The 21,480-nt window shown below is 38.7% G+C and carries 21 protein-coding genes; 3 read left to right on the top strand and 18 right to left on the bottom strand.

Annotated elements, in window-relative coordinates; all coding sequences use genetic code 11:
• Nucleotides 1-14: 14 nt before the first annotated feature.
• From IGI68_RS00185 to IGI68_RS00215, 7 genes are all read right to left on the bottom strand, one after another.
• The gene (locus IGI68_RS00185; protein WP_211272547.1) at nt 15-413 is read right to left on the bottom strand and encodes a diacylglycerol kinase family protein; all 399 of its coding nucleotides are present in this window, start codon (nt 411-413) and stop codon (nt 15-17) included.
• Nucleotides 397-882: an rRNA maturation RNase YbeY gene (gene ybeY, locus IGI68_RS00190; RefSeq protein WP_071874173.1), complete on the bottom strand. Its 486-nt coding sequence runs from the start codon at nt 880-882 to the stop codon at nt 397-399. Before ybeY ends, IGI68_RS00185 begins: the two co-directional genes overlap by 17 nt.
• Nucleotides 872-3,082: an HD family phosphohydrolase gene (locus IGI68_RS00195; protein ID WP_438729374.1), complete on the bottom strand. Its 2,211-nt coding sequence runs from the start codon at nt 3,080-3,082 to the stop codon at nt 872-874. The genes ybeY and IGI68_RS00195 overlap by 11 nt, the downstream gene beginning before the upstream one ends.
• 22 nt (nt 3,083-3,104) lie before the next feature.
• Nucleotides 3,105-4,070, bottom strand: a complete 966-nt coding sequence (locus IGI68_RS00200) for a PhoH family protein (protein WP_071874175.1) — start codon at nt 4,068-4,070, stop codon at nt 3,105-3,107.
• Nucleotides 4,071-4,282: 212 nt separating this feature from the next.
• Nucleotides 4,283-4,732 carry a GatB/YqeY domain-containing protein gene (locus IGI68_RS00205; RefSeq protein WP_273232593.1) on the bottom strand — a complete coding sequence of 150 codons (450 nt, stop codon included), beginning with the start codon at nt 4,730-4,732 and terminating at the stop codon, nt 4,283-4,285.
• Nucleotides 4,733-4,771: 39 nt separating this feature from the next.
• Nucleotides 4,772-4,948 carry a 30S ribosomal protein S21 gene (gene rpsU / locus IGI68_RS00210; protein WP_002356740.1) on the bottom strand — a complete coding sequence of 59 codons (177 nt, stop codon included), beginning with the start codon at nt 4,946-4,948 and terminating at the stop codon, nt 4,772-4,774.
• A gap of 200 nt (nt 4,949-5,148) precedes the next feature.
• Nucleotides 5,149-5,580 (bottom strand): Fur family transcriptional regulator, encoded by a 432-nt coding sequence (locus IGI68_RS00215; protein WP_071874177.1) that lies wholly within the window; start codon nt 5,578-5,580, stop codon nt 5,149-5,151.
• A gap of 91 nt (nt 5,581-5,671) precedes the next feature.
• On the opposite strand from IGI68_RS00215, the gene IGI68_RS00220 reads away from it, so the two are divergent.
• The gene (locus IGI68_RS00220) at nt 5,672-6,529 is read left to right on the top strand and encodes a pyruvate, water dikinase regulatory protein (protein ID WP_071874178.1); all 858 of its coding nucleotides are present in this window, start codon (nt 5,672-5,674) and stop codon (nt 6,527-6,529) included.
• 103 nt (nt 6,530-6,632) lie between these two features.
• Here IGI68_RS00220 and thrB read toward each other — a convergent pair whose 3' ends face one another.
• The 5 genes from thrB to trxB form a co-directional block, all read right to left on the bottom strand.
• Entirely contained in the window at nt 6,633-7,508 is an 876-nt protein-coding gene (gene thrB, locus IGI68_RS00225) for a homoserine kinase (protein WP_438729381.1), read from the bottom strand.
• A complete protein-coding gene (locus tag IGI68_RS00230; protein WP_273233268.1) occupies nt 7,498-8,781 on the bottom strand; it encodes a homoserine dehydrogenase in 1,284 nt (427 codons plus the stop codon). The genes thrB and IGI68_RS00230 overlap by 11 nt, the downstream gene beginning before the upstream one ends.
• A gap of 123 nt (nt 8,782-8,904) precedes the next feature.
• Nucleotides 8,905-9,198 carry an ArsR/SmtB family transcription factor gene (locus tag IGI68_RS00235; protein ID WP_071874181.1) on the bottom strand — a complete coding sequence of 98 codons (294 nt, stop codon included), beginning with the start codon at nt 9,196-9,198 and terminating at the stop codon, nt 8,905-8,907.
• Between the two features lie 48 nt (nt 9,199-9,246).
• On the bottom strand, nt 9,247-10,971 hold the full coding sequence (locus IGI68_RS00240) for a phospho-sugar mutase (protein ID WP_438729385.1): 1,725 nt from the start codon (nt 10,969-10,971) through the stop codon (nt 9,247-9,249).
• Between the two features lie 195 nt (nt 10,972-11,166).
• Nucleotides 11,167-12,099: a thioredoxin-disulfide reductase gene (gene trxB / locus IGI68_RS00245; RefSeq protein WP_273233275.1), complete on the bottom strand. Its 933-nt coding sequence runs from the start codon at nt 12,097-12,099 to the stop codon at nt 11,167-11,169.
• Between the two features lie 176 nt (nt 12,100-12,275).
• On the opposite strand from trxB, the gene IGI68_RS00250 reads away from it, so the two are divergent.
• Together IGI68_RS00250 and IGI68_RS00255 are read left to right on the top strand one after the other, a co-directional pair.
• Nucleotides 12,276-13,655 (top strand): MATE family efflux transporter, encoded by a 1,380-nt coding sequence (locus IGI68_RS00250; RefSeq protein ID WP_438729389.1) that lies wholly within the window; start codon nt 12,276-12,278, stop codon nt 13,653-13,655.
• A gap of 86 nt (nt 13,656-13,741) precedes the next feature.
• Nucleotides 13,742-14,215 (top strand): glutathione peroxidase, encoded by a 474-nt coding sequence (locus tag IGI68_RS00255; protein WP_273233279.1) that lies wholly within the window; start codon nt 13,742-13,744, stop codon nt 14,213-14,215.
• A gap of 67 nt (nt 14,216-14,282) precedes the next feature.
• On the opposite strand, the gene IGI68_RS00260 is transcribed toward IGI68_RS00255, so the two are convergent.
• The 6 genes from IGI68_RS00260 to tyrS form a co-directional block, all read right to left on the bottom strand.
• Nucleotides 14,283-16,067: an ABC transporter ATP-binding protein gene (locus tag IGI68_RS00260; protein WP_438729393.1), complete on the bottom strand. Its 1,785-nt coding sequence runs from the start codon at nt 16,065-16,067 to the stop codon at nt 14,283-14,285.
• Nucleotides 16,064-17,815, bottom strand: coding sequence for an ABC transporter ATP-binding protein (locus tag IGI68_RS00265; RefSeq protein WP_438729396.1), 1,752 nt, complete (start codon nt 17,813-17,815; stop codon nt 16,064-16,066). The genes IGI68_RS00260 and IGI68_RS00265 overlap by 4 nt, the downstream gene beginning before the upstream one ends.
• 68 nt (nt 17,816-17,883) lie before the next feature.
• Nucleotides 17,884-18,099: a YneF family protein gene (locus IGI68_RS00270; protein WP_071874188.1), complete on the bottom strand. Its 216-nt coding sequence runs from the start codon at nt 18,097-18,099 to the stop codon at nt 17,884-17,886.
• Between the two features lie 132 nt (nt 18,100-18,231).
• Nucleotides 18,232-19,125: a deoxyribonuclease IV gene (locus tag IGI68_RS00275; protein ID WP_438729399.1), complete on the bottom strand. Its 894-nt coding sequence runs from the start codon at nt 19,123-19,125 to the stop codon at nt 18,232-18,234.
• A 76-nt stretch (nt 19,126-19,201) separates the two neighbouring features.
• Nucleotides 19,202-20,107 (bottom strand): AEC family transporter, encoded by a 906-nt coding sequence (locus tag IGI68_RS00280; RefSeq protein WP_438729402.1) that lies wholly within the window; start codon nt 20,105-20,107, stop codon nt 19,202-19,204.
• Between the two features lie 79 nt (nt 20,108-20,186).
• A complete protein-coding gene (gene tyrS, locus IGI68_RS00285; protein ID WP_438729405.1) occupies nt 20,187-21,449 on the bottom strand; it encodes a tyrosine--tRNA ligase in 1,263 nt (420 codons plus the stop codon).
• Between the last annotated feature and the right edge of the window lie 31 nt (nt 21,450-21,480).

Genomic DNA, 21,480 nt, shown 5'->3' on the forward strand with positions numbered 1-21,480 from the left:
ATTGTACCTCTTTCTTAAAATATCCATTGATAAATTTTTGGTAAAAAAATGAACATACCGACAATGATTGCAAAGCAAGCGGTCAGTAATACTGCCCCGGCTGCCATGTCTTTGATTTTTTTCCCAATTGAATGAAAGTGAAAATCAGTGACCATGTCGACAACATTCTCAAAAGCAGTATTGATCATTTCCATCACTAACACTAAAAAAATACTAAGTAATAGCCAAAGCCACTCCCAACGATTTAAGCGGAAAATGATTCCTGCAATAATTGTAAGGATTCCTGCTATCGTGTGTGTGCGCATGTTTCGTTCTTCGCGATAGACCGTTTTAATTCCTGTCAAAGCAAATTCAAACGAGCGAATAAAATGTTTGTTTTTACCAATCTCCTCTTGCTTATCTTTGTAGTCCATAAGCATCCAAGATTTCCTTTTGTAATCCAAACATCTCTGCTTCTTCATCCGGTGTCAAATGATCATAACCATTTAAATGTAAAAAACCATGAACCGCTAAAAAACCTAATTCTCGCTCATAGCGATGCCCGTATTCATTCGCTTGCTCTTTCGCTTTATCAATCGAAATCATAATGTCACCGAGAATTTTAGGGAAATCAACGGCATCTGGAAAATCATCTGGAAAAACAATCGCCATTTCCTCTTCACCTGTTTCTTCAAAAGCAAAACTAATCACGTCAGTCGGGACATCCTTCTGACGGTAGACTCGATTAATTTCTTGGATGGCGTCATTATTCATAAATGTCACAGACATCTCTGTTTCTTCTGGCAGATTTAAGAAGTCTGCTGCAAATTGTAATAAAGAATCGACTTCTTTTTGTTGCGCGGGTGGGACTTGGTTCGTCTCATCAATAAAGTTAATTTCCATTTCGATCTCTTCTTTCTTGTTCTTGTTTCATTTCTTCTGCTTCTGATTTCATTTTAGGATACTTGATGCGGGAGTGGAATGTACTGCATAACCCATTCACTAAAGATTGTTGAATGATTTTAATTTCTTTCATCGTTAAGCCAGAATCATCTAGCTGACCATCCAGTAAGCGATCATGAATTAAATTTGTCACAAATTCATTAATTTTTTCGTTCGTTGGATGATCCATTGCACGCACTGCAGCTTCACAACTATCCGCAATACTCACAACAGCTGCTTCTTTCGTTTGAGGAATCGGACCAGGATAACGATACTCTTGTTCAGAAATATCAGGATTGCGTTCTTTTGCTTTATAGTAAAAGAACTTCATCAGTGTCGTCCCATGATGCTGACGACAAATATCAATTACCATTTGCGGCATCTTATTTTGTTCCAACACAACGGCTCCATCGATGACATGTCCGAAAATAATTTGTTTACTATCACTTGGCAGTAAAAAATTATGCGGGTTCTCTGCCCCTGGCGGTAAATTTTCGACGAAAAAGTTCGCGTGTTTCAGTTTTCCAATATCATGATAATAACAGGCTACGCGCGTTAAGAGCGATTGCCCACCGATTTCTGCTACAGCATTCGCACTTAAATTGGCGACCATCATACTATGATGATACGTACCTGGTGCTTCTTCTAATAGTTGCTTTAATAAAGGATGGTTCGGATTGCTTAATTCATTCAACACAATCATACTATTATCGGTAATTAATAGCTCAATATAGGGATGTAACCCGATCGTTAGAATTAAAGAAAGAATTCCTCCCACTAAACTTGTCGCAAGATTCATCCATGAACGACTATCGGTAAAACTCATTCCTTGATAAATGACTAAAATAACGTTCATCCAGAATGGAAATAACATTAGCCAAACAATCGCAGCGAATCCTTGTTCAGAAATTCGTTTTCGTTTTAATAAAGTTCCCATTAAACCAGAAAACAAATAAGATAATAAGATAATATTCAAGAAATTGGTGCCAATTGAATCGTAGAAAATAAAAGTTGCCAAGATAACTTGGAATAACGCGGCTAGCACACCAGTCCTTCGACTAATAAAAACGGTTAATATCAAAGGCACAAATGCTGCTGGGAAAAGGAGCGGCATATACTGGGTGTTGTTCATTTGAAACAGTTGAAGGAACTTCATGACAACGATGCTAAAAGACATCATCGCTGTATAAAAAATAACAGCAATAAAGCGTGTCGTATTGGGTTGAATCTGTTTTAGAAAATACAATAAGACGAGCACTTGTAACACGTTTGATAAGATCATCGAGACTAGCGGGAAAATACTCGTACTTTGTTTCGTCATTCCCAGTAAATTTAATTTTTCAATCATATTAGCATCGATTTGAGAACCTTCTCGTACGATGACTTCCCCTTGAAAAATCATTACCGGTTGCACGGATTCTTTCGCAGCTTGCATGAGCTCTTCCGTCCGTTTTTCATTTAAGACAGAATTTACAACAATTCCTTGGTTAATTAAATAGCGAATCGCTTGTGCTTGGTCATTTGAAACATTTAAAAAAGAGATTTTGTCGTTCGCATTTTGTTTGATATCTTCTAGATTACTCGCTCGAACTTGTTGACCCATCTGCTCATTCATGATGGCCAATGTTTGTGTCTCGACCTCTTCTATCTCTGTATTGGTCATCGAAAAAATGAGTTCATAGAAAGGGTTCGGTATTTTTTGATAAAATGTCAAATCATCTGAGTCCACTTGTTCGAATCGTTTTTTTAATAAAGCAATTTGTTCGTCAATCGTAACGGCCTGAAAGGTCTCATTTTCTTTAACCGCTTTTTGTCTTGATTCATTTTCAAGTGCTGCTTCTGTCTTTACTTCGCCAATCAGACTAAAAAGCGTTTTGAGTAACTGCTCTTGACGTTTCACTAAATCTTCATCATAAGTATATTCTGGGGTGACCGATTCTGCAGCAAGTTGTCTTTTTTGTTCAGTAGCTTGGGTATTTTCGATCGTTTTATTCGCTCGAATACTTTTTTCAGCTACTTGTCCTTCTTTATAATCGACCGCTCGTTGTTGAACGTTAGGAAAGATCAGAAGAGAAGAAAATAAAAAGAAAAGGACTAAAACAAAAGGGATCAGAAACTTTCCTAATTTTTCATATATTTTAATTAAAGGTTGAATAATCATGGCACTCCCCCTCTTTCACAGATTATTTATCGTTTCCTTCGTCGTAAGCTCGAATAATTTGAGCGACTACAGGATGACGAACCACGTCATTAGCATCGAAGGCAACAAAAGAAATCGCCCGAACTTTTTCCAGGGTTTTTTCAGCATGAACAAGGCCACTGGTCACCCCTTTTGGTAAATCAATTTGGCTCGTATCGCCATTGACAATCATTTTAGAATTAAAGCCTAGGCGTGTTAAAAACATCTTCATTTGCGCGACAGTTGTATTTTGTGCCTCATCTAGGATAACAAAGGCATCTTCCAGTGTGCGACCTCTCATGTAGGCTAGCGGGGCAATTTCGATCACGCCACGTTCCATTAAGCGATTCGTATGCTCCATACCAAAAACTTGATACAAAGCGTCGTAAACCGGTCTTAAATAAGGATCAACTTTTTCTTTTAAGTCACCTGGTAAAAAGCCGAGATTTTCGCCAGCTTCCACAGCCGGACGTGTTAAAATAATTTTTTGGACTTCCCCTTTTTTCAAGGCACGAATCGCCAGTACAACCGCTAGAAATGTTTTTCCTGTTCCGGCTGGTCCAATGCCAAAGACAACATCGTGTTTTTCAATCGCGCGAATATATTTTTTTTGACCGACATTTTTGGCACGAATGGGTTTTCCGTGGCGATCTTTCAGAATTTCTTCCTCATACATCGCGACAAAATCAGTCATCGTGCCTTTTTCAGCCATCTTGATTGCCGTTACCACATCAGGTGAACTCACCGGAATACCACGATGAATCAGTTCTTGTAAACTTTTAATAATGAGAGACGCTTTTTCAGCATTGCTAGGAGCCCCTTGAATTTGGATCATTTGTCCTCTTGTCCGGATGATGACTTGTATTGCTTCTTCAATGATTTTTATATGTTTATCATGGGCACCTAGTAGTAAATGTGCATCATCATGCTCTGACAACTGGATATCAATGGTGATTTGTTCTTCTGCCAAAAAAATCGCTCCTTCTTCTAAAACATTCTACCCTATGATACCATATTCTTCGAAAAAGAAGAATTGCTTGACGAAAGAAAACTAGACAAAACATCCGCGACTAAAGTGGCTTGTCCGCTTGCATCCCTAAAGGGTCAAATCCTATTCTCACTTCTCTTTGAAAAAGAAGCCATAAAAAAAGTCGTAGGAGAGTTTCCTACGACTTTTTGTGGTTACAGGTTATTTAATTGTTCTTTTACGATTTCATTTACTAAGTTTCCATCGGCTTTGCCTTTTACTTGTGGCATTACCTTGCCCATCACTTGCCCAAAAGCTTGTGTGGAAGTCACTCCTGTATCTTCAATCACCGACGCAACAATTTGACGAATTTCTTCTTCCGTTAATTGTGTCGGTAAGTATTTTTCAACAATTGCGATTTCTGCTACCACTTTTTCGACCAAATCATCACGATTGGCTTTTTCGAATTCAGCTAATGAATCACGACGTTGCTTCATCTCACGAGACAACAGCGTCAATTCTTCATCGGCAGTTAATTCTCTACCAAGTTTAATTTGTTCATTTTGCAACGACGCTTTAATCATGCGAATCACCTGCAAAACAGTTTTCTCTTTTGCCTTCATCGCTAACTTCAAGTCATCGTTCAATCTGCTGAGTAGTGACACACTACCAACTCCAATTCTTTGCTTCTAGAAAACTAGAAATTAGAATTTTTTACGTTTTCTAGCAGCTTCAGATTTTTTCTTACGTTTCACGCTTGGTTTCTCATAAAACTCACGTTTACGTGATTCTTGTAATGTACCTGCTTTTGAAACGGAACGTTTGAAGCGACGAAGAGCATCATCAAGAGACTCGTTTTTGCGAACGACTGTTTTTGACATGTTAATCCCTCCCTCCGAGCTTAAAAAGTAACCGTTTTTGTGAATGTCAAAAAATCTAACGCTCACAATACTGTCCTTTGAAAATTATAGCGAAGCCTTGAAATAGTGTCAAGCTGTTCTGGCGAAATCTTCTATCTTTTTTTAAAATAACAACAATAAATCGTCTATTTCCTAATTTATCTCGCTGTTCTCTCTTCTTTTTAATGGCAAGCTTCACATTTACCAAATATTTCAAACCGATGATCTTCAATTAAACAACCAGGCAACTGTTCTTGAATGAGATCCATCGGGCAAAAATTAATTTCTTTTGTGCTACCACAAACGGTACAAATAAAATGATGATGGTGATGATCGGAACCAGGTGCTGAGCAATGGAAACGAAAATGCATTTCACTATTTAATTCCGTTTCTTCCAAAATGCCGATTTCAGAGAATTCATGTAAATTACGATAAACGGTATCTTGACTTAAACGAGAAGATTCCTTCAACAAATTTAAATGCACTTCTTTTGCTGAAACATACCGGTTGGATTGTGCTAAATAATGAAGCATCTTCTCGCGCGTTTGTGTATGTTTTTTACCGCTATCTTTTAAAATTTGAAGTGCATGTTTGACAGATAATTGATTTCCCACTAACTTCCCCTCCTAACGCCAAAATCCATGCGAATAGTTCATCGACTGTATGGTATAATAAGAGTGACTAAATTGCAAGTGAGGGATGCTTATGACTGAAAAAAACAAGAAAGAACCATTATATTTTTTTATCATTTCTGATTCTGCCGGAGAAACTGCCTCAAAGTTAGCCCAAGCGACGATGGCCCAATATCCAACGGTTGAGTTTGAAATTTTCCGCCGCACATTTATCACTACCAAAGAAGCCTTAATTAAAGCGTTAACCGATGCTAAAAAATGTGACGCCATCATCTTACATACGTTAATCAACGAAGAATTAGTTGCCTTGGCTGATCATTTTTGTGAAGCAAGTGAATTATTCCATTTTGATGTCTTAACACCACCCGTTCTTGAAGTTCAGCGACGGACCGGCGTGATTCCATCTAGAGAACCAGGTGCTTTACACCATTTGAACAAAAATTATTTTAAACGAATTAAAGCGATGGAATTTGCCGTGAAATATGATGACGGCAAAGATCCAAGAGGTTTTTTAGAAGCCGATATTGTTTTACTCGGTGTCTCGCGAACTTCTAAAACACCACTTAGCTTATTTTTAGCCAACAAAAATCTAAAAGTAGCCAATTTACCTATTGTGCCACAAGCACACATTCCGAAACAATTATGGGAAATCGATCCTAAAAAAATTGTTGGTTTGACGAACGACCCTGAGATTCTAAACGGTATTCGTAAAGAACGCATGATTGCTTACGGATTGAATCCCGATACTGCTTATTCAGATTTGGATAAAATTAAAACAGAGTTAACCTTTGCCAATGAACTGTACGAAAAGCTCGGCTGTATTATTATCAATGTCGCTAGCTTATCGATCGAAGAAACGGCATCAATGATTTTAAATGCACTCAATTTAGAAGACCATAGCTACTATATTACCGAAGATAACGAAGCGTAATACAGATACAAACGTACTCTTCAACAGTAATCGTTATACAGCCTAAAAACACCCCTAAAAGTTAGATTTTTGGTCTAACTTTTAGGGGTGTTTTCATTGGTATTTAAAAAACTTGGATCCCTTCACGATCAATCGATAATGTTTCGATTCGCGCCGTAGAATCTAAAGCTTTCAATAACTGAACCATGCGTTCAGTCTTCGCTTCAGGACACAAGACAATCACTGTCGGACCTGCTCCACTTAAATAACAACCATACGCTTCTTCATCGTTGCATATTTGACGAATACTCGCTAAATGCAGAACTAACTTTTGACGGTATTTTTCGTGCCATCGATCTTCTTGCATCATTTTTCCAGCAAGAGGGAGATTCCCACTAATCACAGCCGCAATCATCACATTTGCGATTCCACTAGCTTCGACTGCTTCTTTATAAGAAAAAGAAGTCGGCAGCACTTCACGACTGGCAGAAGTCAGTAGTTCTTTATTTGGGATAAAAGCAATAATGTCACATTCTGGGAAGTAATGCTTCACATGACTGACACTATCTTGTCGACGATCTGGAAAATAGCACGCGACCGCAAAGTCCCCACAAATCGCAGGCGCAACATTATCGGGATGGCCTTCTATTTTTGTCGCAATTTCTATTTTTTCTTTAGGTGATAAATTTAATTGATTCAAACGATTCGCTAATTCAATTCCTGCGACAATAACCGAAGAGCTGCTGCCTAAACCACGGGCTAACGGGATATTAGAACTCATCTTAATTTTATGTGGTTGCATTGTTGGCGCCAGACTAAGGGCTGTTGTAATCATTAAATTCGACGCATCTGTCGGTACATCGTCTCCTAAATCGTGGAGAATTTCCCATTGTTCTTGCGCTTCTAAAACTTCAATAAAAAGATATAAGGACAAGGCGATGCCGCAAGAATCAAAGCCTGGACCGAGATTCGCACTGGTAGCTGGTACTCTAATTTTCATCGATTTCCCCCATTATCCGAAGTACACTTTGTACTTCACCGAATTGTGCCACAAAAGATAATTGTTCTTGCAATTGTTCTTCGGTCACGGTTTTAAGTAATAAGATGAGGCGATCCGTTTCCTCAATTTTAGAAAAAGCAATTGCTTGTTTTTGGTCGTCTAAATATGCATTCACTTTGTCTTGTGACGCCATCGTTTCTGCTAAATGGACACTGAGATAGTAATGATTAACAATCGTTTCTTTTGGTGCCAACGGAAGCTCTTCTTTTAATTCATTAAATGGTGGATACAATTGAGCTCCTTGAGATTGCTTGGCAATTTCGATTAAATCTGCCAGGACACTAGTGGCAGTTGGTAAAGCCCCCGCCCCTGGGCCGTAAAGCATGGATTTCCCAATCCCTCGGCTTTCAATATAGACCCCATTATTTTCGTTTTTAACGGTAGCTAATGGATGCTCTTTCGGTAACAAGACCGGTCCGACTGAAGCTGAGATACCAGCAGAAGTTTGCTTGACCTCTCCCACTAACTTCACTTCATAACCAAGTGATTGCGCACTAAAAATATCTGCTAAGTCTAAGCGACGAATCCCTTCGATTGATAAATCATTGATCGTTAAGCTTTTTCCAAAGGCAAACGCGCCTAAAATAATCATTTTATAGGCAGCATCGATCCCATCCACATCGTTTGTTGGATCTGATTCAGCAAAACCTAGTGCTTGTGCTTTCGCTAAAGCAGTGGCATAATCCATTTTTTCTTCAACCATCTTTGTTAACATATAATTCGTTGTACCATTCACAATTCCTTGAATACTCGTAATGTGATCTGCCATGTAGCTAGTCGCTAAACTCCGTAAAATCGGGATGCCTCCTGCCACGCTAGCTTCATAATAAAACCCGACGTGGTGATCTTTTGCGACTTGAATTAATTCCTCTCCATGTTGTGCAATTAAATCTTTATTCGCTGTCACCACATGTTTTTTGTTCCTTAATGCAGCTAAAATATAGTCTTTGGCTGGTGAAATACGACCAATCAATTCGATGACAATATCAATCGTTGGATCTTCTGTGATTTCTTTTAAATCCGTTACTAATTCAAAGCCATGTTCTGCTGCTAGTGCTTGTTTTTCAGCTTTGTCCAAGACCAGGACTTTTGATAAATTCAACGTGACTCCGGTTTGTTTTTCGATTTTATGCTTTTGAATTGCGAGCATTTCTACCACACCCGTTGCGACGACGCCTAACCCTAATAGGCCAATATTCATTTCTGTTTTCATATGCTCCCCTATTCTTAAAAAATTATTAGAAAAAATTATCATTTTTTAATGTTTACTCTTAATATATCAAAAACCGCCACAAAAAAAAAGAGAAGAATTGTCTTCCTCCTCTTTTTTCACAAATTAGTGACGAATATGTTCGAGGGTTTCTTCTAAAATATCAAAAACATGCTGATCATCTAAGCGATAAAAAACCGTCTTTCCTTCACGACGAGCCTTCACCATTCGATTGTCTTTTAATAATTTCAGTTGATGAGATACGGCCGATTGCTCCATTTGGACTACTTCAGCAATTGACGTCACATTTCGTTCACCTTGCTCCAAGGTCAATAAAATTTTCAGACGTGTCGCATCACTCAAAAGTTTAAATATCCGGCTGACTTTCTCGATTTCTTGAAGCGTCGGTAACTCTTGCATCCTACACCTCCGTGATTAATCTCTTTATTTTTACTTTTTTGAAAACCACTAACCAACGATTTCGTTAATCGCTGCTTCGAGGGCCTCAATTTTTTCATCCGCAGCTACTTGTGAGTCCGCTTTGACACCAATGTAAAACTTCATTTTTGGTTCTGTTCCAGATGGTCGTACCGCAATCCAACTATCATCCGCTAAGACATATTTTAAAACATCTGACGGTGGCGTTGTTAGCATTTCAACTGTTCCATCTTCAAACGTTTTCGTTAAGTGTTTGAAATCTTCTGTTTGAATGACTTTTACATCGGCAAAATGCGTTGGTGCTTTTTCTCGGAACGTCTGCATCAAGGCTGCAATTTGAGCTGAACCTTCTTGCCCACTCATTGTCACTGAAATCGTCTTTTCAGAGAAATAACCATACGTATCAAAAATCATTTGTAACGCATCATACAATGTTTTGCCTTGTTTTTTATAATAAGCGGCAACTTCAGCAAATAAAACTAAAGCTTGAATCGCATCTTTGTCCCGTACAAAAGGTTTTACTAGATAGCCATAACTCTCTTCAAAACCAAACATAAACGTATGAGAGTGATCGGTTTCAAATTGTTGAATTTTTTCAGCAATGAACTTAAAGCCTGTAAGCACATTCATCATTTCTACGCCATAGCTATTGGCAATCGCGGTAGGGAGTTCACTTGAAACAATCGATTTTAAGACAACCGCGTTTTTCGGTAAGGTTTTTGCTGCTTGATGGGCCTCTAAAATATAGTGGATCAAAATCGCGCCAATTTGATTTCCTGACAACACTTGATATTCACCATTTGGCAAACGAATCGCCGCACCTAAACGGTCAGCATCTGGATCGGTCGCAATGAGTAAATCTGCCCCTTCTTTTTCTCCTAGGGCAATCGCATACTCAAAAGCGGAGTGTTCTTCAGGATTAGGTGATTTTACGGTACTAAAATCTGGATCAGGCTCGCCTTGAGTCGGTTCAATAATAAACTTTTTGAATCCTGCCTGCATTAATGCCCGTTCTCCTAACATTTTTCCAGTTCCATGTAAAGGCGTATAAATCAATTTTAACTCATCACCCATTTCATCAATTAATGGTTGATTAATCGTTACGGATTTAATTTCAGCTAAATAGGCTTGATCGACTGGTTCACCAATAAAATGAATCAATCCTTGTGCTTTTGCTGCTTCTTCAGATAAAACGGCAATGTCTAATGGATTTTCAATTTCACGAACAAACGTGGTTAAGGCCGCAGCATCGGCAGGCGGCATTTGCCCTCCGTCTTCTCCGTAAACTTTATAACCATTGTAATTCGCTGGATTATGCGATGCCGTGATCATAATGCCCGTAAAGGTATTTAAATGACGAACCGCAAATGATAATTCGGGTGTCGGTCTTAAACTCTCAAAGACATACGAAGGAATGCCATGTTGGGCTAACGTACAGGCCGCTTCTAAGGCAAATTCTGGCGATAAGTGACGCGAATCGTAGGCAATTGCAACTCCTCGTTTGCGTGTGTCTTCATCTTGTGTATCAATGAAACGAGCTAGCCCTTCCGTTGCTTGACGGATCGTATAAATGTTCATTCGATTAATACCAGGACCTAAAATACCACGCATTCCTGCCGTTCCAAATTCAAGTGGCGCATAAAAAGCATCTTCTAGTGCATCTGTTTGATCGCTTAACGCGGCCAATTGTTGCGATAACGACTCATCTAAATTTTCATAAGTAGACCATTGTTCGTAAATTTTTCTCCAAGACATAAAAAAACCTCACTTTCAAAATAAGTAGATAAACCAATTATACCATTATTAACTTTAGACTAAAAGAGCTTGTCTTCTTTCTGTTATCATTCTTCTAAACGCTAAAAAAGTGATCAGCCTTCAAAGCTAATCACTTTTTTATTTTAGAAAATAACTGTTATCTATCTATTACTTTTTGAACGATTGTGTCTTTGCTTAGACGGTTGTCTTAAGATCTTTTTGCTCTTCAATAAATTGAAAAACTTGTTGTCCAGCAATACTACCATCGCCGACTGCAGTAGTCACTTGACGTAATTCTTTCTCACGAACATCACCAACCGCATAAACACCCGGAACTGAGGTACGCATTTGCGTATCTGTGATAATCCATCCGTCCTCATTGGTAATTCCTGTATCTTTGAAAGCTTCAGTTAGTGGATCTAACCCTACATAAATAAAGATACCACCTGCTTCTTCTTCATGAGTTTCTTTTGTTCGTACATTTTCAATGATAGCACCCGTCATGCTCATCTTGTTTCCTTTAATTTCTGTGACAACCGAATCCCATAAGAAAGAAATTTTAGGATTCGCAAATGCCCGATCTTGAATGATTTTTTGTGCACGTAATTCATCACGACGGTGAACAATCACAACTTCTGAAGCAAACTGTGTCAGAAACAAAGCCTCTTCGACAGCAGAATCGCCTCCACCTACGACTAATAGTTTGCGATTGCGGAAGAACGCCCCATCACAAACCGCACAATAGGACACACCGCGACCCGCAAATTCTTGCTCGCCTTTGACACCTAATTGACGGTGTTCACAGCCCGTTGCAATAATAACCGTTTTGGTTTGATAAATCTCGCTGTCTGTTTTGACTTCTTTATAGTCGCCACAATCGTTAATCCCTTCTACAATTCCATAGGCATGTTTTGTGCCAAATTTTTCAAGGGGACTATACATTTTTTCGGCTAATTCTGGTCCCATGATTCGGTCAAACCCTGGATAATTTTCAATTTCAGCGGTGTTATTCATTTGGCCACCTGGAGCACCACGTTCGATTAATAAAACTGATAAATTGGATCTTGAAGCGTATAATGCTGCCGTCATTCCTGCCGGTCCCGCACCGATAACTATTACATCTAACATATATTGTATCCCTCCGATATTTTCACTACAATCACTTTATTCTTTTCATTATCCATTGTCTAACAATATGCTCCAATAAAATGAATGGAAGTGGCTGAAAACCCTTGACATTTTATACCTATCTTGTAAAATTGCCAAGACATTACAAATAATAACTATAAGAGAGGAAAAGCAATTTGACAAGCATAAAAAAAATTACGCCATCTGATCGTGAGTTACTCTTTCTCAGCTGGCCGATCTTTGTGGAATTATTTCTCAGAGTCGTCATCGGAAATATTAATGTGTGGATGATTTCCCACTATTCAGAACCTGCTGTCGCTTCCATTGGCGCGGCCAACCAATTATTAAACCTGATGGTATTTGTTTACGGTTTCATTACGATTGGTACCCAGATTATTATTGCTCAATACATTGGGGCCAATAAGTTACGTGACATTAAGCACGTGATTCACACGGCATTATTTGGTTCATTTACAATTGGTATGATTATTAGTATCGTGTTCTTCTTTTTCTCCAAATCTTTACTCACTTTCATGAACTTAAATGAGGAACTAATCCAAATTGGAAATAGTTATTTGCAAATTTTCGGTGGTAGTCTCATTATTTCTGCGCTCTCTGCGGTGATTATTGCCATCTTACGAACACATGGTCATACAAAACCAGCCTTGCTCATTCCAATGACAGCTAGTCTCTTATCGGTAATCGGTAACTATTTTGTACTATATCAACCTTTTGGCTTGCCAAGTTTTGGTGTCAGTGGCCTCGCGTACTCGAGTGTGTTCGGTAATATGATTGGCTTAATCATTTCAGTAGCACTCTTAAAACGCTACATCGGCTTTTCTATTTTCTCTTTCCGCTTCAGAAAAATTTCGTTTCCTATTTTGAAAGCCATTTTGACGTATGGTTTACCCTCGTCAGGAGAAACATTATCTTATCAAGGCGCCCAAGTTGTGGTGACAATGATTGTGGCATCACTGGGTGCTAGTGTGTTAATTGCCAAATCTTATATTAGTGCGATTACCCAATTCGTTTATTTGATTGCTTCAGCTTTAAGTCAAGGGAATCAGATTATGATTGGTCGCGATGTCGGAGCAGGCGAATTTGAGCGTGCGTATAACAGAGGCATGCGAACGACGATCATCGGTGCAAGTGCGTCTTTGATTATTTGTCTGATTACGTTTATCTTTATCGAACCAATCATGGGGATTTTCACAAGCAATCCGGAAGTCATCCATATCGCGAAAGAAGTCTTTTTAGTGGAAATTGTCCTCGAAACCACGCGTTCGATTAATATGATTTTAGTGGGTTCGCTCAATGCAAGTGGCGATGTCAAATTCCCACTCATTTGTAGTTTGCTTGTCTTATGGGTGATTAGTTTACCCTTCTCCTATTCTCTTGCAATTTGGGCAGGATTTGGCTTAGTTGGTGTGTGGATTGCTTATGCGATTGATGAGGCCTTGCGGTCGATTTTAATGATTCGACGGTGGCGCTCCAGAATTTGGGAATCCAAGTCACTCGTGCAACAGACGACCACATTAGATGAAGTTTCCGTTTAAAAAAATGAACGACTTGCTTTTTGTAAGTCGTTTTTTTATCATCTTTTTTTATAATCTTGTATACTTAAAAAAAGGAGATGAATACGATGTCAATTTATCAATTTAATGCTACTCTGGAAACAGGAGAAACTTACTCTCTCGAACAATACAAAGGAAAAGTCATTGTCATTGTCAATACAGCGTCAAAATGTGGTTTAGCCCCTCAATTTAAAGAACTAGAAGCCATCTACCAGACCTATAAGGATCAAGGTCTCGTCATTTTAGGCTTCCCATCGAATCAATTTCATCAAGAACCCGATTCAGGAGAAAAAGCCGCAGAAGCTTGTCGGATGACTTATGGTGTGACGTTCCCAATGCATACACTAACAGTGATTAACGGCAAAGAAGCCGATCCTTTGTTCCTCTACTTAGAAGAACAAGCACCTGGTCTCTTAACGAACGATATCAAATGGAATTTCACAAAATTCTTAATTAATCGTGACGGAGAAGTCGTTGAGCGTTTCGCTCCAAAAACAAGTCCAAAAGAAATGATTGATCCTATCGAAAAAGCATTAGGCTAACAAAAAGACAACGACCTCAAAGTCGTTGTCTTTTTTGTTGCACTAATTTAAAGGTGTTTCGTGAAAATTAGACGTCACTACTTTGCAGTTGATACATCGCCGAATATAAGCCGTCGAACTGAACTAATTCGTCGTGATTTCCGCGTTCGATAATCTTCCCTTTATCTAAGACTAAAATTAAATTCGCATCACGGATCGTCGACAAGCGATGCGCAATGGCAATCGTTGTCCGGCCTTGTCGCATATTCGTCAAGCCTTGTTGAATCAGACTCTCTGTCTCGGTATCAATATTGGCCGTCGCTTCATCCAAAACTAAAATCTTAGGTTTCGTCACCATTGTTCGTGCAAACGAAATTAATTGTCGTTGCCCACTCGAATAACTCGCACCACGCTCGATCACTTTTGAATAATAAGTATCTGGTAAGCTTTCAATAAAGCGATCTGCTTGGACAAATTTTGCCGCTTGAACGACTTCTTCATCCGTAATCTCTTTATTCAACAAGCGGATATTATCCGCGACATTCCCATAAAACATAAAGGCATCTTGTAAAACCAAACCCATTTTTTGTCTTAATTCTTCCAAAGAAAAATCACGAATATCTTGGTCGTCTATTAAAATTTGACCTTCTCCAAATTCATAAAAACGCATTAAGATGTTAATAATCGAACTTTTACCACTCCCGGTATGCCCGACTAACGCCACCGTTTCTCCGGGATTTGCGATAAACGAAATATTTTCTAACACATTCACCTTTCCATCATAAGAAAACGTCACATTTCGAAATTCAATTTTTCCTTCGATGATTTTCGCATGGGCGTTGTCTTTTTGTTGGGGCGTGTACTCTGTCTCATCAATAATTCGCAACACACGACTACCCGCTACGATTCCATCCGTAAACGTACTTAAAAAGTCCATCATTTGTGTCATAGGATTAAAAAATGTTTGAACGTAGGTTGTAAAGGCAAAGATTAACCCGACTTCAACGGGTGATTGCATGGCGTTGAACCCAAAAGCCGTTAAGACGACCGCTAAAGCAAATGTATAAAGTAGACTGATAATTGGGCCCAATAAGAGGGAGTTCATCTTAATCATCGCGTATCGGGTAGCTAAGTACTCGTCATTCGTCTCTTCGAATTCTTTCATAAATCGTCTTTCTTGTCGGAATTGTTGAATAATTTGCATACCTGAAATCGATTCATTCAATTTTGTATTTAATTGACTTAATTTCTCACGCATTTGGCGATAAACACGGGAACTAAAACTTTGATAATACCAAATCACAAACCCGAGAATTGGCAAGAAAGCTAAGATTAGTAGGGCAATTTTTTGATTAATTTGAAACATCGCAATAAACGATGATACGACCGCAAAAATCCCGGTTAACACGGTTAAGAAAACGTGCCAAAATTCAAATAAGGTTTCCGTGTCGTTAGAAACTCTTGAGACAACGGATCCTGCCGGCGTTTGATCAAAATAACGCATCCCGAGGGTATGTAATTTTTCAAATAATTTGACACGAATATGTTGATAACTTTGGAGTGACGCATTGGAGTATAAAAACCATTGAAAGAACCAAATGACAGCTTTCAAAATCGTCCCTAATAAATATAGCATCGCAAAAAACAAAATAATTTGTAACGTTGCACTTTGGGTCGTTAAATAGCGATCAATCAACGTTTGCAAAATTCTTGGCATTAAAACATTAATTGTCGCTAAAACAAGTGCAAAACCAATAGCGATGATAAACGTCATTTTAAACGGTTTCGCATAAGCAAACAAGCGTTTAATCACGACAAGTTGTTCTTTAAAGGGCATTGATTTTGCCCATTCGGATTGCTTTTTTTCCATCATTCTTCTCCCCCTTCAATTTTAGCTTCTAACTGTTGTTTTTCCCACATTTTTTGATACCAACCACCTGTTGTGATTAACGCTTCATGAACACCACGCTCGACGATTCTTCCTTCATCTAAGACAATAATCTCTTGCGCGTGCATGACACTACTCAATCGATGAGCAGCAATAATCGTTGTTTTGTTTTGACGATACGCTTTTAAATTAGAAAGAATGATTTCTTCCGTTTTCGCATCGACGGCCGACAGGGCATCATCTAAAATCAATAATTCAGGATTCGTAATTAAGGCACGGGCAATTGAAATGCGCTGCTTTTGTCCGCCTGATAGGGACACACCACGCTCTCCGACTAATGTATCATATCCTTGCGAGAAGGCTTCGATATCCGAATGAATGCCTGCTAATTCAGCCGCTTGATTGACACGCTCTTGTGGTAACTGCGGATTCGCAAAACGAATATTATCCCGAATACTCATCGAAAATAAGAAGTGATCTTGTGGCACATACCCCATTGATTGCAATAAAGCGTCTAAGGTATAGTCTTTAATATTGTGCCCATCAAATAAAATCGTGCCTTCGTAATGATCATACTCACGCATTAACAATTTTAAGAGCGTTGTTTTACCGGCGCCCGTCTTGCCAACGATGCCTAAAACAGTTCCTTCTTTTAGTGAAATTTGAATCTCTTCTAGGGCTGTTGTATCAGCATCTGGATACGTGAAAGAAGCTAAATCAAGCATGATATTCCCTTTAGCAGGTTCTTTCCGCGCATTAAATGCTTCGACAATATGCGTTTTCTCCCCTAGTAACTCTGAAACACGATCGTAACTCGCATTGCCTCGTTCCAAAACATTAAAAAGACGACCAATGGCAAACATCGGCCAAATCAGCATCCCAATATAACTCACAAATGAAACCAATTGTCCAATCGTGATAATGTCATTCATAATAAATTGTCCACCTACGATGATTGTTAAAACATAAGACAACCCAATAATTAGTGTAATGACTGGGTCAAACAGGGCGTCTAAAAAGTTCACTCGTCGATTTTTTTGAATCGCTTGTTGGACTTTTTCGGTAAATTCGGCAATATCTTCTTGCTCTTGACCGAATGTCTTCAAGACTTTCATGCCTGTAATACTTTCTTGTGCTTTATCATTAATCGACGAGAAGGCTTCTTGGGAATCCCGAAACGCATCATGTAACTTTGAGCCTAAGACGCGTGAAGCGACCGCTAATAACGGTAAGGGAATCAGCGCAATCAAGGTTAAACGCCAATCCACAAAAATCATCATCGCAATCAAGGTCATGCCACCGGTAATCATCGAGTCAGCAAACGTTAAAATTCCGGCACCTGCCACATTTTGAATTGCTGATAAGTCATTGGTTGCATGAGCCATTAAATCACCGGTCCGGTATTTTTGGTAAAACAAGTGATCCATTTGGGTGAAATGATGAAACAACTGACGACGCAGACTTCTTTCTAAACGTGCGGCGCTCCCCCAGATGTTCGTTCGCCAAATGAAACGAAAGACGTATTGCGCAATGGCGGCTAGCAGTAATAAACCAATCCAGGCAAAAATTTCTTGAAGATTAATTTCATCGGCTGCGATTTTATCAATAATAATTCCAATTACTTTCGGGGGAACAAGTTGCACAATCGCAACGACTACGAGCGCAAAAACCCCTAGCAGATAGTGCTTTTTCTCTTCTTTAAAGAACCAACTTAATTTGCGAAAAATAGACATTTTAACACTCCTTTATTTTTTCTCTCCTAAAAAAAAACAGGCTATAATCAGCCCGTTTAAAAAATCGTTTATTTTTGATTTTTCATTTGTTGCAACATTTGACGTATTTTCTTTTCAGAAGGCTTTTGACCCATTGATAACATCATTGTGCGCAACATATCTTCATTAATTGGTGGGTTTTTCTTTAAATAATCTTGCATGTATTTACGTGCAAGAAAGAAACCACCGACGGCACCGATCGCTGCACCGATTGCAATAAATAAAATAGCTAGTCCCCAGTTCATGGTAACACTCCTTCCTTACGAGTACTCTCAACTAAACATTTTACTAGATATTAAAACAAAAGAAAAGGCGCAATCGGTAAAGATTTTAAAAGAAAGAGCTTTTTTTACTGATTATGCAAGTAAAGCTATCTTTTATCCTTGATTCTCAATTTTTTCTAATAAAGTAGGATCAAACACACCACTCTTTAACATCGCAATTTCAAAGGCATATGGCGGCTTTTTATTTTTCTTATCTTCGCCCACATAAGGGGTTTCTAAAATTTTCGGTAAATGAGCTAATTGCGGATGATGAACAATTTTATGTAAGGCCTCAAAACCAATTTCACCAAAACCAATGTTGGCGTGGCGGTCTTTTTTCGCGCCTTGAATGTTCTTGGAATCATTAATATGAATGACTTTTAAGCGATCCAAACCAATGATTTTATCAAATTCATTTAAAATACCGTCAAAATCCTCTCTGACATTGTAACCAGCATCATGAATATGACACGTATCCAACGTAACCGATAATTTTTCGTTTAGTGTCACGCCGTCAATAATGCGCGCAATTTCTTCAAAACTACGGCCGATTTCCGTCCCTTTACCTGCCATCGTTTCGAGGGCAATTTGCGGAATTTGATCAGCAGTTAAGACTTCATTCAACCCTTTCACAATTTGCGCAATCGCAGCGTCCGGACCCGCACCGACATGAGCACCTGGATGCATGGTGATTTGAGTGCCTCCCAATGCTTGCGAACGGATAATTTCATCGCGCAAAAATTGTGTCGCAAAGCCAAAATTCTCGACTTTTACGGTATTCCCTAAATTAATAATATAAGGAGCATGAATCACCATATGACTCATTCCGTGTTCTTTCATAAAGGCAGTACCCGCTTCAATATTCATTTCTTCGATTGCTTTACGGCGCGTATTTTGCGGGGCACCAGTATAAATCATAAAAGTAGAAGCGTCATAACTGGCTGCTTCTTCTGCAGCACCCAGTAACATTTTTTTCCCATTCATTGAGACGTGTGATCCTAATAACATGTTTATTCCTCCTCTTATCTCTTCCTTTCAAAGTATGAAGGAAAAAGTCCAATTTAACAATACATTTGCTTACATTTTAAGCATAAACCAGCAAGACAATCGTCATTAACGGTAAACTCAATAAGAAACTCATCGAAGCAGCAAAACCTAATACTTCTTCTTTTACACCAGAAGCTACCGCAAACATAATACCAAATAAGGGAATTGGGGTGAGTGCTAACAAACTTAGCATTGATTTGATTAAGTCACTTAACGGTAAGAAGTATAACAGTGCAATGACTGAAAAACCAATTCCATAGCGTAACGCTAACACACCAATCACTTCTTTTATCGAATCTCTTGGTAAGCGGAACTCCAAGTATAAGCCAATCATAAACATCGATAAGAATACATTCGACGACGCTACCGGTTGCGTTACGATTTTGACCACTTCAGGTAAATCGATGGCGAAGTATCGAAGGAAAAACATCACGAGATAACACACAAAAGGGACCGATTTGGCTAATTGCAAAAAAACGTGTTTGAAGCGAACTTTCGTGGAATGACCAATCACTTGATCCACGATAATCTTATTCCCACCTGAGAGTAACAAATTGTTCCCCACATCAAACATGGAAATAAGCGGAATACCCAGTGGTGCGATACTTTGCACAAAAGGTAGTGTAAAGTTCCCAATATTAAACCCAGAGGCCCCATACAGATAAAGGGCTTTGGCTTGTGGATTTTTTTTCCTAGAATAAAGATAGGCCAGTAACAGTTGGAGCATAAACCAAATAAGAGCTAGTAACGTAAATAATAATAACTTTTTATCCATTTTTAAATCGATAAAATTCACGATAATCACTGCTGGTAACGTAATATTCATAATAATTCTGGCAATCATTGTGCCATCATTTTTTTGTAAAATCCCGATCCGTTTCATGATGAATCCTAAAAAAATCATGAAAAACAAACTGATAGCTTGTAAAATAATGTCGACCATTGACTTCCCTCCTTCTAATCAAAATTGAGGCATTGTCGTAATCGACAGCGCCTCAATTCTTTCTATCTATCCATTAAACTTAAAATTGTAACAAATGATATTTCTTCTTCCCACGACGGATAACGGTTAAATGACCGTCGATTTTATCGCTCTCACTGATCACGTAGGTAAGCTCTTGGATTCGTTCACCATTAATGTAAATGGCACCATTTTTGATATCTTCACGCGCTTGGCGCTTAGAAGGCACGACATTGGCTGTAATTAAGAGCTCCACAAGCGCTAAATCATCTTCTTGTGTCACATTATAAGTCGGAACACCTTTAAATCCTTGTTTAATCTCTTCACCAGAAAGACCTTTAATGTCTCCACTAAAGAGCGCTTGCGAAATGCGTAAAGCTTGTTCATACGCTTCTTGACCATGGACTAAGCTGGTCACTTCTTCGGCTAATTTCTTTTGTGCAAGACGTGATTCCGGTGCTGCCAAGAATTCTGTCTCAACCGCTGCAATTTCTTCTAAACTTAAGAAAGTGAAATATTTCAAGAATTTAATGACATCGCGGTCATCTGTATTAATCCAGAATTGATAAAATTCGTAAGGGGTTGTTTTTTCGGCATCTAACCAAACGGCATTGCCTTCTGTTTTTCCGAATTTTGTACCATCTGCTTTGGTAATTAAGGGCATTGTCAAACCAAAACCTTGCACTTCTTTTTCACGACGCAACAATTCAATTCCTGCTGTAATATTTCCCCATTGATCGCTCCCGCCGAGTTGTAAGAGACAACCATGAGTTTCATATAATTTTAGAAAATCGTACGCTTGGAGTAATTGATACGCAAATTCCGTATATGAAATCCCTGTCTCAATACGACGTTTGACGCTTTCTTTACTCATCATATAGTTAATCGTAAAATGCTTTCCAACATCACGCAAGAAATCGATTAGCAGTGTTTCTCCTAACCAATCATAATTATTGGCAATGACTGCTGGATTCGTTGCATCTTCAAAATCAATGAAGCGCGAAAGTTGATGCTTAATACTTTCAGACCAGTTTTTAACTGTATCGAGCGTATTTAATTGACGTTCTTGATCTTTAAATGAAGGATCGCCAATCATTCCTGTACCACCGCCCACTAACGCAATTGGCACATGTCCGTGTTGTTGAAAACGACGCAACATTAACACGGGAAGTAAATGACCAATATGTAAACTATCGGCAGTCGGGTCAAAACCAACATATAATTTCACTGTCTCTTCATTTAGTTGTTTTTCTAATGCGACCTCATCTGTTGTTTGATGGATCAATCCACGATCTTTTAATTCGTGAAAAAAGCCTGATACCATTTAAAATTCCTCCTTGCAATTGGTGATAATG

The organism is Enterococcus sp. DIV1314a (assembly GCF_051713805.1).
GTDB lineage: Bacteria > Bacillota > Bacilli > Lactobacillales > Enterococcaceae > Enterococcus_I > Enterococcus_I aquimarinus.

What these genes read in the sequence shown, in the direction of transcription:
- ybeY (WP_071874173.1), bottom strand. Translation starts at nt 882, where the DNA reads ATGGAAATTAACTTTATTGATGAGACGAACCAAGTCCCACCCGCGCAA.
- IGI68_RS00230 (WP_273233268.1), bottom strand. Translation starts at nt 8,781, where the DNA reads ATGAAAACAGAAATGAATATTGGCCTATTAGGGTTAGGCGTCGTCGCA.
- IGI68_RS00185 (WP_211272547.1), bottom strand. Translation starts at nt 413, where the DNA reads ATGGACTACAAAGATAAGCAAGAGGAGATTGGTAAAAACAAACATTTT.
- IGI68_RS00255 (WP_273233279.1), top strand. Translation starts at nt 13,742, where the DNA reads ATGTCAATTTATCAATTTAATGCTACTCTGGAAACAGGAGAAACTTAC.
- IGI68_RS00240 (WP_438729385.1), bottom strand. Translation starts at nt 10,971, where the DNA reads ATGTCTTGGAGAAAAATTTACGAACAATGGTCTACTTATGAAAATTTA.
- rpsU (WP_002356740.1), bottom strand. Translation starts at nt 4,948, where the DNA reads ATGTCAAAAACAGTCGTTCGCAAAAACGAGTCTCTTGATGATGCTCTT.
- IGI68_RS00275 (WP_438729399.1), bottom strand. Translation starts at nt 19,125, where the DNA reads ATGTTATTAGGATCACACGTCTCAATGAATGGGAAAAAAATGTTACTG.
- thrB (WP_438729381.1), bottom strand. Translation starts at nt 7,508, where the DNA reads ATGAAAATTAGAGTACCAGCTACCAGTGCGAATCTCGGTCCAGGCTTT.
- IGI68_RS00280 (WP_438729402.1), bottom strand. Translation starts at nt 20,107, where the DNA reads ATGGTCGACATTATTTTACAAGCTATCAGTTTGTTTTTCATGATTTTT.
- tyrS (WP_438729405.1), bottom strand. Translation starts at nt 21,449, where the DNA reads ATGGTATCAGGCTTTTTTCACGAATTAAAAGATCGTGGATTGATCCAT.
- IGI68_RS00265 (WP_438729396.1), bottom strand. Translation starts at nt 17,815, where the DNA reads ATGTCTATTTTTCGCAAATTAAGTTGGTTCTTTAAAGAAGAGAAAAAG.
- IGI68_RS00220 (WP_071874178.1), top strand. Translation starts at nt 5,672, where the DNA reads ATGACTGAAAAAAACAAGAAAGAACCATTATATTTTTTTATCATTTCT.
- IGI68_RS00270 (WP_071874188.1), bottom strand. Translation starts at nt 18,099, where the DNA reads ATGAACTGGGGACTAGCTATTTTATTTATTGCAATCGGTGCAGCGATC.
- IGI68_RS00235 (WP_071874181.1), bottom strand. Translation starts at nt 9,198, where the DNA reads ATGCAAGAGTTACCGACGCTTCAAGAAATCGAGAAAGTCAGCCGGATA.
- IGI68_RS00260 (WP_438729393.1), bottom strand. Translation starts at nt 16,067, where the DNA reads ATGATGGAAAAAAAGCAATCCGAATGGGCAAAATCAATGCCCTTTAAA.
- IGI68_RS00195 (WP_438729374.1), bottom strand. Translation starts at nt 3,082, where the DNA reads ATGATTATTCAACCTTTAATTAAAATATATGAAAAATTAGGAAAGTTT.
- trxB (WP_273233275.1), bottom strand. Translation starts at nt 12,099, where the DNA reads ATGTTAGATGTAATAGTTATCGGTGCGGGACCGGCAGGAATGACGGCA.